Below are 13,503 nucleotides of genomic sequence, written 5' to 3'. Positions count from 1 at the left end.
AGTCGCCACGCTACATCGCGAGCTTTTGCCTATCCGCCGTCCGTCAGGCGAGCCGCAAGGGCAGCCTCCGCAAACGCTGCCCCGTCAGCGCGAACACCGCATTGCCCACCGCCGGAGCGATCGGCGGCACGCCCGGTTCGCCGACACCTTGCGGATGCAGTTGGCTCGGCATGATGTCGACTTCGATCGCCGGGCACACATTCATCCGCACGACCGGAAAGTCCACGAAGTTCTTCTGCTGCACCTGGCCGTCGACGATCGTGATCTCGTTCTGCAACGCACTCGACAGCCCGAACACGATGCCGCCTTCCATCTGCTGCCGGATCAGGTTCGGGTTCACCGGCAAGCCGCAATCGATCACGCACACCACGCGATGCACGCGAATCTGCCGGTTCGCCCCGATCGACACCTCCGCGACTTGCGCGACGACGCTGCCGAACGCCTCGTGCAACGCGACGCCACGCGCGCAGCGCGCGCCATCGGCGGCGGGTTTGAGCGGACGTCCCCAGTCCGACAATTTCTCGACACGCTTCAGGACCGCCAGATGGCGCGGATGCTGGGCGAGCAGCATCGCGCGAAACGCGATCGGGTCCTGGCCGGCCGCGGCGGCGGCTTCGTCGGTGAAGCTCTCGGTGAAGAAGGCCTGATGTGAGTGGCCGACCGAACGCCAGAAGCCGATCGGCACCGGCAATTCGACGATCTTGTGCGACACGCGCGCGGCCGGCCACTCGTACGGTTGATCGAACGCGCCTTCGCAGGTGGTCTTGTCGATCGGGATGTGCGGCACGCCGTAGTAGCGCGCGAGCGCGTCCGGCACGATCGCCTGGCCCGCCGACTTCGCGTGCCACGCGACCAGCTTGCCGTGCTCGTCGAAGCCGGCCTGCAGCCATGCCGCGCATGCGGGCCGATAGAAGTCGTGCGTGAAATCCTGCTGGCGCGACCAGATGGTTTGCACCGGACGGCCATCGGCCTCGCGCGCGATCGCCGCGGCCTGCGCGACGAAATCGAGTTCGAGGCGCCGGCCGAACGCGCCGCCCAACAACTGCGTCTGCACATCGACGAGATCGACGTCGAGCTCGAGCACCTTCGCCGCATGATGCCGCGCCAGCCGCGGCATTTGCGTCGACACCCAGACGGTCGCCGCGCCGTCGGCGACCTGCACCGTGCAGTTCAGCGGCTCGACCGCGCCATGCGCGAGATATGGCGCGTGATAGACCGCTTCGATCTTGCGCGCCGCGCGGCTCATCGCGTTATCGACGTTGCCGATGTCGTAATACACGTGACCGTCCGTATGGTCGAGCGCGTCGACGAGGTGGCGATCCACGTCCGTGCTCGACAACTTCGCGGCCTCGCCGTCATGCCAGCTCACGTTGATCGCCTCGACCGCGTTCATCGCGTGAAACGCGTTGTCCGCGATCACGGCTACGCCGCCGGTGCCGCCCGCATACGGCCGCACGGCGAGCGCCTTGATGAAGCCCGGCATCTTTTGCGCGGGCGTCGCGTCGAAATGGGCGACCGTGCCGCCGAGCGTCGGGCACATCACGACGCTCGCATAGACCAAACCGTTGGGAAGCACGTCGATGCCGAAGCGCGCCGCGCCGTCGATTTTCGACGCGGCTTCGATGCGCCGGACGGGCTGCCCGATCAGCTTGAAGTCGGCGGGCTGCTTCAGGACGACGCTGCGCGGCAGCGGCTGGCCCGCGGCCACCGACGACAACTCGCCGAACGTCGCCTTATGTCCCCGCGGGTGCAGCACGTAGCCCTTTTCCGCGCGGCATTCGTGGACCGGCACGTCCCAGCGCTCGGCCGCCGCCCCGATCAGCATCACGCGCGCCGACGCGCCGGCCTCGCGCATCGGCGTCCAAAGATCGTTCATGCTCGACGAGCCGCCCGTCATCATCGTGCCGATCTCTCGCACCGCCTTGCTGGTGATCCACACGGTGCCGCGCCGGACATAGCTGTCGTCGTCCGGGCGAAACGGCAGATCGTCGACGATGCTCTGCACCGCGTTGTAGATCCGGTCGATCGGCGCCTCTTCGACGTGCACCTGCGACCAGTCGGCGTCGAGTTCTTCGGCGAGCAGCATCGCGAGTCCGGTATGGATGCCCTGCCCCATCTCGGCCTTCGGCACGATGATCGTCACGCGGTTGTCGGTGTCGATCTTGAGCCAGCCGTTCAGCGCGACCTGCGTGCCTTGCGTCGGCAGCGGCGTCGATGTCATCAGGCGCTGGCGCGGCGGCACCACGCCCCAGCCGACCAGCAGCCCGCCCAACGCACTGGCGCCGCCAAGCAGGAAGGTTCTGCGCGTCAACATGGCATGACTCGCTCGGCTGGCTCGATGGTAGGAAAGCGGCGACAGCGCCGATGCACCCGTCTTTGACTGCGAATAGTAATAAGACGAATCGGCGAGCGTGAGACTTAAATGCGCGCGTGAACCGGGAGCGGCCGTGCGGCGCGGAAAGGCGGGGACTGAAAGCGGCGGGGGAAAGTCGTGGGGTGTTTCATTAACTGCCATCGCGCGGGCCGCGGTGTGCGAGCGTGATTAAAACCGCTGGCACACCGCGAACCTTGCGCCTGATTCAATCAGGCGACGATGCGACCGGATCAACGGCGGTTCGAACCCGACACCACATCGATCCACACGGCCAGCACGAGGATGCCGCCCTTCACGATCATCTGCCAGTACGCGTCGACGTCCAGCATCGACATGCCGTTGTCGAGGCTCGCCATCACGAGCGCGCCGATCAGCGCGCCGTACACGGTGCCGGAACCGCCGCGCATCGATGTGCCGCCGATAAAGCACGCGGCGATCGCATCGAGCTCGCCCATCGAACCCGCCGACGGCGAACCGGCGGCGAGCCGCGCCGTGTTGACGATGCCGGCGAACGCGCACATCAGCCCCATCAGCGCGAAGATCGCGAGCTTCACGCGGTCGGTGTTGACACCCGACAGGCGCGTTGCTTCGAGGTTCGAGCCGACCGCGTAGATGCGGCGTCCGAACACGGTCTGCGTCGCGATCCACGTGAAGATGCCGAGCAGTGCAAGCAGCAGCAACACCGGCACCGGAATGCCGCCGTAGTTGTCGAGCATCGCGACGAAGCCGGCGAGAATCGCGCCCGCGCCGACCACCTTCGCGACGTCCTGCCAGAACGGCACGACGCGCAGTTGATACCGCTGCCGGTTGGCGCGCTGGCGGATCGTCAGGAAGGCCAGCAGCACGAACAGCACGACGGCGAGCGTGTCGCCGGCGAGCCGTGGCAGATAGCCCTGGCCGACGAACACGAAGCTGTCCGACACCGGCGCGATCGTCGAGCCGCCGGTAACGCCGAGCAGAATGCCGCGATACGCGAGCATGCCGCCAAGCCCGACGATAAACGACGGCACACGCCGATACGTCGACCACCAGCCGTTGAACAAGCCGACCACGATGCCGAGCAGCAGCACGACCGGAATCGTCACGCCGATCGGCCAGTGCCGGTTCACGTCCAGAATCGCCGCGACGCCGCCGAGCAAACCGAGCAGCGAACCGACCGACAGGTCGATTTCACCGGCGATGATCACGAACACCATTCCGCACGCCAGCATGCCGGTAATCGACATCTGCCGCAGCAGGTTCGACAGATTGCGCGGCGTGACGAACGCGCCGTGCGTGAGCGCCGAAAAGAAAATCCAGATCACGGCCACGGCAATCAGCAGCGCGAGAATCTTGTAGCGCGCGAACAGTTGCTGGAGCCGTTGCGTGCCGCCGAATGCGCCTCGCGGCGCGGCGTTGTCGGTGCGTTGGGAAGTTACGTCGGGAGTCATGCGGCACTCGCTGCGGTTGAGTTCGTAGATAGATGCACGGGGCGAATCGCGGCGCCGAGGATGTCTTCCTGCGTGAGACCGTCGTTGACGAAGTCGCCGCGCAACTCGCCCTCGCCGATCACCAGCACACGGTCGCTGATGCCGAGCACTTCCGGCAATTCGGACGACACCATCACGATCGACATGCCGCGCTGCGCCAGCTGGAAGATCAGTTTGTAGATCTCGTACTTGGCGCCGACGTCGACACCGCGTGTCGGCTCGTCGAGGATCAGCACGGTCGGGTTGGTCAGCAGCATGCGCGTGAGCACGGCCTTCTGCTGATTGCCGCCCGACAGACTTGCAATCGATAGCATCGGATTCGCGGCACGCACGGAAAGCCGCTTCATTTCCGTATGAATCGTGTCGAGTTCGGCCGCGGAATCGATGCGTCCGCCCGACGTAAAACGCTGCAATACCGCAAGCGTGATGTTATGGCCGACGCTCATGCCCGGCACGATGCCGTGGCGTTTGCGGTCCTCGGGCACCATCGCGATGCCGGCACGAATCGCGTCGATCGGCGCGCGGATTTTCAGCGGCTTGCCGTCGAGCACGACGTGCGCCTCGCTAATGCCCGCATACGCGCCGAAGATCGCCTGCATCAGCTCGGTGCGGCCCGCGCCGACCAGCCCGGCGACGCCGAGAATTTCGCCGCGTCGCAATGAGAACGACACGTCGTCCACACGCTTGCGGCGCGGATTCGTCACGTCGAAACAGGTGACGTTGCGGGCTTCGAAGATCACGTCGCCGATCGGATGTGGTTCGCGCGGAAACAGGTTCTTGATCTCGCGGCCGACCATCAGCGAGATGATCCGCTCGGTCGTCAGCGCGTGCATCGGCTCGGTGGCGACATGGCGGCCGTCGCGAATCACGCTGATCGTGTCGCAGACTGCCGCGACTTCGTCGAGCTTGTGCGAGATATACACGCAGGCAATGCCGCGCCGTTTCAGATCGCGCACGATGTCGAGCAGGATCGCGATTTCGGAGGCGGTCAACGACGACGACGGTTCGTCGAGAATCAGCAGCTTCGCGCGCTTGTTCAGCGCCTTCGCGATTTCGATCAGCTGCTGATGGCCGCCGCCGTAGTTCATCACCGGCTGCGCGGCATTGATGCCGCTGATGCCGAGTTCGCGCAGCAGTTCGTCGGCACGCTGATACATCGCCGCGTAATTCATGCGGCCGCCCGGCAACGTGATTTCGTTCCCGAGAAAGATGTTTTCCGCGACCGACAACTCCGGCACGAGCATCAATTCCTGGTGGATGATGATGATGCCCGCGCGTTCGGTGTCGCGTACGCTCGCGGCCTTCAGCGTTTCGCCTTCCCAGGTGATCTCGCCATCCCAGGTTCCGTGCGGATATACGCCGGACAGCACCTTCATCAGCGTCGATTTGCCCGCGCCGTTTTCGCCGCACAGGCCAACACATTCGCCCGGCGATACGGTCAGATCGATGCCGTCGAGCGCCTTCACGCCGGAAAAAGCTTTGACGATGCCGCGCATCGTCAGAAGAGGTTGCGTCATTCGCTATGCCTCGCTGCAAGTTGGGCCGATGTTCGACCACGCTCCCGGGCTCGATGACCCGGGAGCGTGACGTTCACATCACACCCGTCTCAGTGTTATTTGCTCGCGAGTTGCTGTTGCGTGTAGAAGCCGTCCTTCACGACGGTGTCGAGGTTGGCCTTGGTCAGCTTGGTCGGCTGCAGCAGCACCGTATCGACCTTCTTCTTGCCGTTGTCGTATTGTGCGTTGAACCCCGGCTTGTCACCCTTCGCCAGCGCGACCGACAGCTTGGCCGCTTCGCCCGCGATCAGCTTCAGCGGCTTGTAGACGGTCATCGTCTGCGTACCGGCCGCCACGCGCTTCACGGCTGCGAGGTCGGCATCCTGTCCCGAGATGGGTACCTTGCCCGCGAGGCCTTGCGCCGCGAGCGCCTGGATCGCGCCGCCAGCGGTGCCGTCGTTCGACGCGACGACTGCGTCGATCTTGTTGTTGTTCGCGGTCAGCGCGTCTTCCATGATGCGCAGCGCGGTCGATGCGCTCCACTCCGGCACCCACTGCTGACCGACGACCTTGATGTCACCCTTGTCGATCGCCGGTTGCAGCACCTTCAGCTGGCCCTGGCGCAGCATCTTCGCGTTGTTGTCGGTCGGTGCGCCGCCGAGCAGGAAGTAGTTGCCCTTCGGCCGCACGTCGTAGACGCCCTGCGCCTGCATTTCGCCGACCTTCTCGTTGTCGAACGAGATGTAGGCATCGATATCGGCGTCGAGAATCAGACGGTCATACGACACGACCTTGATACCGGCTTTGCGTGCTTCGGCCACCACGTTGCCGAGCGTCTTCGAATTGAAAGGCACGATCACGATTACGTCGACGCCACGCGAGATCAGGTTTTCGATCTGCGAGATCTGACGCTCTTCGCTCGCATCGGCCGATTGCACCGACACCTTCGCGCCGAGCTTTTCCGCCGCGGCGACGAAATAGTCGCGATCGCGCGACCAGCGCTCGACGCGCAGATCGTCGATACAGAAGCCGATTTCCGGATGATCCTTGCTGGCGTGCGCGAGCGGCGCGGCGAGCGACAGGCTGGCGAGTACCGCGCCGCACAGCAGCGAGCTCAGTACGTTACGACGCATTGCGAACTTCATTTTTGTCTCCTTTGTTAGTGATCGCCGGAATACCGGACGTATCGGTCTGCGCTGCGAGCCGCAGACTCGGACAAGCGACAACCCACAGCTTGCTGGTGCGCGCGGTCCACGTGGCCGCGCGATCTTTATTCAACGTCCGCTATAAATCGCCTGATTTACGATGTTTTCCATCTGTTCCTGCTGCCCGCTCACATGTCGCGGATTCAGATCGCGCGCGAGCGTGTCCGCCGCGAGCGTCGACAGCGAATACTCGCCGGACAGGATCTTGCGGCCGAACTCGCCATCCCAGCCCGCGTAGCGTTGCCGCTTGAACTGCTCGAGGCGCTCGTTTTCGACCAGCACCGCCGCGCGTTCGAGGCCGAGCGCGAGGTTATCGATCGCGCCGATGTGGCCATAAAACAGGTCTTCAGGATCGACACTCTGGCGCCGCACTTTCGCATCGAAGTTCATGCCGCCGGTCGTGAAACCGCCGTGCCGCAAAATCTCGTAGAAGGCCAGCGTCAGCTCCTCGACGCTGTTCGGGAATTGATCGGTATCCCAGCCATTTTGCGGATCGCCGCGATTCGCATCGACGCTGCCGAAGATGCCGAGCGCGAACGCGGTCGCAATCTCGTGATGGAACGAATGGCCCGCGAGCGTCGCGTGATTGGCCTCGATGTTGACGCGAATCTCTTTATCGAGACCGTGCTGCAGCAGGAAGCCGTGCACGGTCGCGACGTCGTAGTCATATTGATGCTTGGTCGGTTCCTGCGGCTTCGGCTCGATCAGCAGCGTGCCCTTGAAACCGATCTGGTGCTTATGCTCGACCACCATGTGCAGAAAGCGCGCAAACTGCTCGCGCTCGCGCACGAGGTCGGTGTTCAGCAGCGTGTCATAGCCTTCGCGGCCGCCCCACAACACATAGTTCTCACCGCCGAGGCGCAGCGTCGCGTCGAGCGCATGACGCACCTGGGTCGCGGCGAAGGCGAACACCTCCGGATTCGGATTGGTCGCGGCACCGGCCGCGTAACGCGGATGCGAAAACAGATTCGCGGTGCCCCACAGCAATTTGATACCGGTATCCTGCTGCTTGCGCGCGATGTAATCGGACACGCGCAGGAAGTTCTCGCTGTATTCCTTGACGCTCGCGCCTTCGGGCGCGACGTCGGTATCGTGGAACGTGTAGTACGGCGTGCCGAGCTTCGAGAAGAATTCGAACGCGGCGTCGGCTTTCTGAAGCGCCCGCTCCATTGCGTCGCCGGGTTGCTGCCACGGGCGCCGGAATGTGCCCTGACCGAAGATGTCGACGCCGGGCCACACGAACGTATGCCAGTAGCACACGGCGATACGCAGATGTTCCTCGAGCGTTTTGCCGAGTACCTTCCTCGTTTTGTCGTAGTGACGGTACGCGAGCGGGTTGTCCGTTTGCGGGCCTTCGTAACGAATCTGGGGAATGTGTTCGAAGTAGGACATCGGCGTCTCCAGTCGACCCGAGTTGCCGCATGACGACTACTCGGGTCCCATGAAAGGTTTTCTTTGCATTCTTCACCGCGACCGGCGCGGCTTGGCCGTGCAGGCCGACGAGGTGACGCCATGCTGCCGCTTGCACGATGTGCCGGCAATTGCGAAATTTCGCAGCGAGCTTGATGTTTCTTACCGCCTGCGCGTTTGTTTGCTGCCGGCGCGCGATTCGACGCCTAGAATAGCCAGACGCTTAAAAACGGGGTTGCCCCAAGGCACCCGACACAATGGAGACAAAGGCGCGTGGTCTATCGTCCACACGCCGCACACCGCCATGACCCGTCCACAAGCACCTCAGACAACCCATCGGATCGCGCTGCTGTTCAACGCGAACAAGGTCTACGATCGCGAGATCATCACCGGCATCGGCAACTACCTGCTGTCGACCCGGGTCGCATGGGATCTTTTCCTCGAAGAGGACTTCCGCTGCCGGCTCGCCGGTATCCAGCGCTTCGACGGCGACGGCATCATCGCGGACTTCGACGATCCGGCGGTCGACGAAGCCCTGCGCGACTGCCCGCTGCCGGTGGTCGCCGTCGGTTCGTCGTACGAGGATCCGACGCAGTACCCCTCGGATTTACCCTATATCGCGACCGACAACAGCAAGCTCGTGTCGCTCGCGTACACGCATCTGATCGGCGCTGGCCTCGAAAACTTCGCGCTGTACAGCCTGCCGCAGGCGCAGGAAAACCGTTGGGCGCAACAGCGCGAACTCGCCTTCGCGCATCTGCGCAGCGCGGACGGACGCAGCGCGGCGCAGATCGACAGCGAGATCTATCGCGGCCTGTCCACGAGCGCGCCGTCGTGGAACCAGGCGATCGAACAGCTGACCACGTGGCTGCGGCAACTGCCGAAGCCGGTCGGCATCATCGCGGTGACCGACGCGCGTGCACGGCATTTGCTGCAGGCCTGTCTGATCGCGGGCATTCCGGTGCCCGAGGAAGTCGCGATCATCGGCATCGACAACGATCCGCTCACGCGGACGCTGACGCGCATTCCGCTGTCTTCGGTGATTCAGGGCACTGAGGAAATGGGCCGTACCGCCGCGCACATCCTGCATCAGATGCTGCACGGCGCGCGTTTTCCGGGGCGCCGCATTCTGGTGCCGCCGGTCGGCATCAACGTGCTCGAATCGACGCGGCATCAGCCGCTCGCGAGTCCCTACGTGATGCGGGCGCGCCATTTCATTCGCCAGTACGCGTGCCAGGGCATCCGCACCGAGCAGGTGGCCGACTATGTTGGCGTGTCGCGTTCGTCGCTCGAAGAGTATTTCCGGCGCGAGCGGCAATGCACCGTGCATCAGGAGATCTTGCGCCACAAGCTCGACGTCGCGAAGTCATTGCTCGCGAAGCGCGATGCGTCGAGCGCGGAAGTCGCGATTCGTTGCGGCTTCACGTCGCTGCAATACATGTACGCGGTATTTCGCCGCGAACTCGGCTGCACGCCGCGCGAATACCAGGAGCGCGTGGGCCCGAAGACGAAAACCACTGGCTGAGCATGTTTTTCTATTTTTTCTTCGCACCGACCACATGATCAGCATCGCACAACTCTCTTCCGAGCCATGGGGCACGCTGCAGGGCGGCGATCGGGTCCGGCTCTATACGCTGCGTAACGCACACGGCATGAAGGTCGCCATCAGCGACCTCGGCGCGACGCTGGTCTCGTGGCACGCGCCGGATCGCGCCGGACGTCTCGGCGATATTCTGCTCGGCCACGACACGCCCGCCGAATACGTGGCGGCCTCGACCTACATGGGCGGACTGGTCGGCCGCTGGGCGAATCGCATTGCGGGCGCGCGCTTTTCGCTCGACGGCATCGAGTACACGCTGGATCGCAACGAAGGCCCGAATCTGCTGCACGGCGGCACGGTCGGTTTTCATCGCGCGTTGTGGGACGTCGCCGAGGACGACGGCGCGTTGCTGATGCGCCTGGAGTCGCCCGAAGGCGACGCCGGTTTTCCGGGCAACGTGACGGTGCAGGTGCGCTATTCGCTCGACGACGACGGCACGCTGACGATCGGCTACGAAGCGATTACCGACGCGCCGACGCCGCTCAATCTGACCAGTCATCCGTACTTCAACCTGACCGGGCGCGCGGGCACCGACATTCGCGGCCATGTGCTGTCGATCGACGCCGAGCGCTTTTTCGAAGTCGACGCGACGATGATTCCGTGCAAGCTCGCCGACGTCGCGGGCAACGCATTCGACTTCCGGCAGAGCGCGCCGATCGGCGGCCGGCTCGACTGGCCGCACTCGCAACTCGCGCGTGCTGGCGGCTTCGATCATTGCTACGTGCTGCGCGAGGCGCCCGCAGACGCGATAAACGGCGACGACGGCCACGCGCCGCCGCTGCGCGAAGTGGCCTGCGCATACGATCCGGGCAGTGGACGCGAACTGACCGTCGCGACCGATCAGCGGGGCTTGCAGTTTTACACGGGCAACGCGCTGAACGGCAACCTGGGACGCGGCGGCGTCCGCTATCAACGGCACGCCGGCTTGTGCCTCGAAGCTGGCGGTTTTCCGAATGAGGTCAATATGGCCAGCCAGGACGAAGTGATCGTGCACCCCGGCGACACCTACCGGCAAGTCACGACTTACCGCGTCGATGTACGCGAAGGTGTGTGACTGAATTTACGGGCGCTTTCCCGGTGTTTTACGAAAACCGCGACGGCGAGATTACAGCTCGCCGACTACCCGTTCTCTGCAATACTGAATTAGTCGACTAGTGGTTTTCCCGAAGTACGCACCCTTCTAGACTGTTTTTATGGCGCCGGCATCCCTGCGGTGCCGGATAGACAACTACGGAGGGAAACATCATGAAATCGCTTATCCAGGCAGTAGCGCTTACGGCCGTGATCGCCGCTGCACCGGTCGCGTCGTTCGCACAATCGGAACAGCCGATCACGCGAGCCGAAGTCAAAAGGGAGGTGCAGCAACTCGAACAGAATGGCTATAACCCGGCCATCTCGCTCGATGCCCAGTATCCCGCGGACATTCAGGCGGCCGAGGCACGCGTGTCCGCGATGAACGGAAAGGGACAAGCCGACACGTCGGGTTACGGGTCGCCGATGGGCGGATCGTCGCAATCGGGCCATCATCCGATGGTAGTTAATCCGGACGGTCAATGACGAGTCGCGAACGTGTTGCGAATCTCCGTAGCAAGGAAAGACTCGTGAGTTAGCGGCTTTTTCCGTCTGTGCGGTTTTCGCCGTTTCGAACCGATATGAAGCGAGCGCATGTTTTCAACGCATGCGCTCGCTTTTTCTACTTATATGCGGCGCTAAAACGTACCGCCAATGCCGACGCCGCCGCGGGTTCAACCAGACCGTGCCTGCGGGCATTCCGTCTGATACCAGATGTTCACCTGACGCTGCGCGCGCTCGAGACTCGCCGGATAGTCAGGATCAAAGCGCCGTTCAGGGTGGTAGCCCGCTTGCTGCAGCGCCGTCAGTTCGCTCATGCTCCGCTGATGCGTGACCGGCGCCTTGTTCCTGAGGTCGGTCAGATCCTGGCATTGCGTTGCACTCAGATGGCTTTGCGCGCCGCCGTTCCCGGCGCCCGCGGCACAGCCGACGAGCGTCAGCGCCAACACGGCTGGGATCGACCGCATCTGCGTCGCGATGTTCATGTCGCGCCTCCTTTGGGAAAGTGACCTTCGCATTTCTGAGCCGGCTTGTTCGCCTGTCGGCATTTTGAATGATTGGAAACGACTGTGAAAGTCGCCAGCAATTTCATCAGCCGCGCTTTCGATACGGACATAGACTTTCCCTTGGTGAATGCCGATTTGCCCGCGCATCAGTTGACCCGACGTTTTGCCCTCAACGAGGGAGCCGCGCTCCCTCACTCCAAGGAGACATGCGATGCCCCGCACCGCCGCTGAAAAACGCGCCGCTTTCCGCGCGCTGCACTCGTCTGGCTGTTTCGTGCTGCCCAATCCGTGGGACGTGGGCAGCGCCCGTTTTCTGCATACGCTCGGCTTCAAGGCGCTCGCCACCACCAGTTCCGGTTTTGCGTGGTCGACCGGACACGCGGACAACACCGTGCCGCGCGAAACGATCCTCGCCCACCTGCGCGCGATCGTCGATGCGACCGATCTGCCGGTCAACGCCGACTTCGAAAACGGCTTTGGCCGCGATCCGGACGAAGTCGCCGAGAGCGTGGCGCTCGCGGTGGCAACGGGCGTCGCGGGTCTGTCGATCGAGGACTCGACCGGCGACCCCGCCGCGCCGCTGTTTCCGGTCGACGTCGCAGTGCAGCGGCTCAGCGCGGCGCGCCGCGCGATCGATCAGAACGGCGGCGATACGCTGCTCGTCGGCCGCGCGGAGAATTTCTTCGCCGGCAAGCCCGATCTCGATGATGCCATCGCGCGGCTAAAAGCCTATGCGGCGGCGGGCGCCGACTGCCTGTATGCGCCCGGCATCCAGACGCCCGAGCAGATCGAAGCGGTGGTCGCGGCCGTCGCGCCGAAGCCCGTCAATCTGCTGATCGGCTCGACCTCGACGCTGACGTTGCAGGACGTGGCCGCGCTCGGCGTGCGGCGGATCAGCGTCGGCGGCGGCCTGGCGCGCACGGCATGGGGTAGCTTCATGCACGCCGCTCAGGCGCTGGCCGATGGCCGCTTCGACTTCACCGGCGCGGCGGCGGGCAAGCAGCTCAATGAAATATTCACTCGCAATGCGTGAAAAACGCCTTGCACACACGTGTTCGCGCGCCACGTCGACGTGATCGGAAAGTTGCGACGTTTCCGATGAGAAAAGCCCGCGAACCCCTGAATCGGCGCCCAAAGGCACCAGTCACGCCAAATGTTATGATCGGAAACATTATTCGCCCGATCAAGCGCATACCCGACCCGCAGCAAGCCTCATGGACACTCATCTCACCAAATCCGCCGACACCTCCTCCACCGATCTCGGCCGGCGCGTGCGCGCCGCCCGTCAGGCGCAGGATCTGACGCTCGAAACCGCGAGCCGCCTGTGCGGCGTCTCACGCTCGACGCTGTCGAAAATCGAAAACGGCTTGATGTCCCCCACTTTCGACGTGCTGCAAAAAATCGTGCTGGGCTTGAAGATCGAAATCGGCGAACTGTTCGGCTCGACGCCGAAAGTCAGCGCAAGCGGCCGGCGCGCGCTAACGCGCAAAAACGAAGGCCAGCGCCACGCGTATCGCGGCTACCAGATGGAATTGCTCGCCACCGATCTGGCGCACAAGGCGATGCTGCCGTTTCGCATCCGCATCTCCGCGCACACGCTCGACGCCTTCGACGACTGGGGCCGCCACGAAGGCGAGGAGTTTCTCTACGTGATCAGCGGCAGCGTGTGCCTCTATTCGGAGCTGTACGCGCCGACGCATCTGAACGCGGGCGACAGCCTCTACTTCGACAGCCGCACGGGTCACGCAGCGGTGTCGACCAGCGAGGAAGACGCCGAAGTCCTGTGGATGGCGACCAATGCGGACCTGCGGCACACACCGCCTGCCGCGAACGATTCAGCGAAAAAATAGCGCGCCTGGCACTGCGCGCGC

At 63.9% G+C, this 13,503-nt stretch carries 11 protein-coding genes; 5 read left to right on the top strand and 6 right to left on the bottom strand.

What is annotated here, in order from left to right; all coding sequences use genetic code 11:
• Nucleotides 1–43 precede the first annotated feature (43 nt).
• The 5 genes from BC1002_RS26245 to xylA form a co-directional block, all read right to left on the bottom strand.
• A complete protein-coding gene (locus BC1002_RS26245) occupies nt 44–2,314 on the bottom strand; it encodes a xanthine dehydrogenase family protein molybdopterin-binding subunit (protein WP_013093033.1) in 2,271 nt (756 codons plus the stop codon).
• Nucleotides 2,315–2,604: 290 nt separating this feature from the next.
• Nucleotides 2,605–3,804, bottom strand: a complete 1,200-nt coding sequence (locus tag BC1002_RS26240; protein ID WP_013093032.1) for a sugar ABC transporter permease — start codon at nt 3,802–3,804, stop codon at nt 2,605–2,607.
• Nucleotides 3,801–5,360: a D-xylose ABC transporter ATP-binding protein gene (gene xylG, locus BC1002_RS26235; RefSeq protein WP_013093031.1), complete on the bottom strand. Its 1,560-nt coding sequence runs from the start codon at nt 5,358–5,360 to the stop codon at nt 3,801–3,803. The genes BC1002_RS26240 and xylG overlap by 4 nt, the downstream gene beginning before the upstream one ends.
• A 95-nt stretch (nt 5,361–5,455) precedes the next feature.
• Nucleotides 5,456–6,484, bottom strand: coding sequence for a D-xylose ABC transporter substrate-binding protein (xylF, locus tag BC1002_RS26230; RefSeq protein WP_013093030.1), 1,029 nt, complete (start codon nt 6,482–6,484; stop codon nt 5,456–5,458).
• 129 nt (nt 6,485–6,613) lie between these two features.
• Complete coding sequence (gene xylA / locus BC1002_RS26225) at nt 6,614–7,936, bottom strand: xylose isomerase (RefSeq protein ID WP_013093029.1); 1,323 nt, start codon at nt 7,934–7,936, stop codon at nt 6,614–6,616.
• 322 nt (nt 7,937–8,258) lie between these two features.
• Between xylA and BC1002_RS26220 the strand changes: the two genes are divergently transcribed.
• From BC1002_RS26220 to BC1002_RS26210, 3 genes are all read left to right on the top strand, one after another.
• Nucleotides 8,259–9,479: a XylR family transcriptional regulator gene (locus tag BC1002_RS26220; protein WP_013093028.1), complete on the top strand. Its 1,221-nt coding sequence runs from the start codon at nt 8,259–8,261 to the stop codon at nt 9,477–9,479.
• Between the two features lie 34 nt (nt 9,480–9,513).
• Nucleotides 9,514–10,608 (top strand): aldose epimerase family protein, encoded by a 1,095-nt coding sequence (locus BC1002_RS26215; RefSeq protein ID WP_013093027.1) that lies wholly within the window; start codon nt 9,514–9,516, stop codon nt 10,606–10,608.
• Nucleotides 10,609–10,799: 191 nt separating this feature from the next.
• Entirely contained in the window at nt 10,800–11,111 is a 312-nt protein-coding gene (locus BC1002_RS26210; protein WP_013093026.1) for a DUF4148 domain-containing protein, read from the top strand.
• Between the two features lie 188 nt (nt 11,112–11,299).
• Here the strand turns inward: BC1002_RS26210 and BC1002_RS26205 are convergent, their stop codons facing one another.
• Nucleotides 11,300–11,611, bottom strand: coding sequence for a DUF4148 domain-containing protein (locus BC1002_RS26205; RefSeq protein ID WP_013093025.1), 312 nt, complete (start codon nt 11,609–11,611; stop codon nt 11,300–11,302).
• A gap of 232 nt (nt 11,612–11,843) precedes the next feature.
• Here BC1002_RS26205 and BC1002_RS26200 point away from each other — a divergent pair, with 232 nt between their 5' ends.
• Complete coding sequence (locus tag BC1002_RS26200) at nt 11,844–12,665, top strand: isocitrate lyase/PEP mutase family protein (protein WP_013093024.1); 822 nt, start codon at nt 11,844–11,846, stop codon at nt 12,663–12,665.
• Nucleotides 12,666–12,846: 181 nt separating this feature from the next.
• Nucleotides 12,847–13,482: a helix-turn-helix domain-containing protein gene (locus BC1002_RS26195; protein WP_013093023.1), complete on the top strand. Its 636-nt coding sequence runs from the start codon at nt 12,847–12,849 to the stop codon at nt 13,480–13,482.
• Nucleotides 13,483–13,503 lie beyond the last annotated feature (21 nt).

Source organism: Paraburkholderia atlantica, assembly GCF_000092885.1.
GTDB lineage: Bacteria > Pseudomonadota > Gammaproteobacteria > Burkholderiales > Burkholderiaceae > Paraburkholderia > Paraburkholderia atlantica.
Note: the sequence above shows the minus strand (reverse complement) of the source record. Positions and strands in the feature narration are given on the sequence as shown.

What these genes read in the sequence shown, in the direction of transcription:
- BC1002_RS26245 (WP_013093033.1), bottom strand. Translation starts at nt 2,314, where the DNA reads ATGTTGACGCGCAGAACCTTCCTGCTTGGCGGCGCCAGTGCGTTGGGC.
- BC1002_RS26240 (WP_013093032.1), bottom strand. Translation starts at nt 3,804, where the DNA reads ATGACTCCCGACGTAACTTCCCAACGCACCGACAACGCCGCGCCGCGA.
- xylG (WP_013093031.1), bottom strand. Translation starts at nt 5,360, where the DNA reads ATGACGCAACCTCTTCTGACGATGCGCGGCATCGTCAAAGCTTTTTCC.
- xylF (WP_013093030.1), bottom strand. Translation starts at nt 6,484, where the DNA reads ATGAAGTTCGCAATGCGTCGTAACGTACTGAGCTCGCTGCTGTGCGGC.
- xylA (WP_013093029.1), bottom strand. Translation starts at nt 7,936, where the DNA reads ATGTCCTACTTCGAACACATTCCCCAGATTCGTTACGAAGGCCCGCAA.
- BC1002_RS26220 (WP_013093028.1), top strand. Translation starts at nt 8,259, where the DNA reads ATGACCCGTCCACAAGCACCTCAGACAACCCATCGGATCGCGCTGCTG.
- BC1002_RS26215 (WP_013093027.1), top strand. Translation starts at nt 9,514, where the DNA reads ATGATCAGCATCGCACAACTCTCTTCCGAGCCATGGGGCACGCTGCAG.
- BC1002_RS26210 (WP_013093026.1), top strand. Translation starts at nt 10,800, where the DNA reads ATGAAATCGCTTATCCAGGCAGTAGCGCTTACGGCCGTGATCGCCGCT.
- BC1002_RS26205 (WP_013093025.1), bottom strand. Translation starts at nt 11,611, where the DNA reads ATGAACATCGCGACGCAGATGCGGTCGATCCCAGCCGTGTTGGCGCTG.
- BC1002_RS26200 (WP_013093024.1), top strand. Translation starts at nt 11,844, where the DNA reads ATGCCCCGCACCGCCGCTGAAAAACGCGCCGCTTTCCGCGCGCTGCAC.
- BC1002_RS26195 (WP_013093023.1), top strand. Translation starts at nt 12,847, where the DNA reads ATGGACACTCATCTCACCAAATCCGCCGACACCTCCTCCACCGATCTC.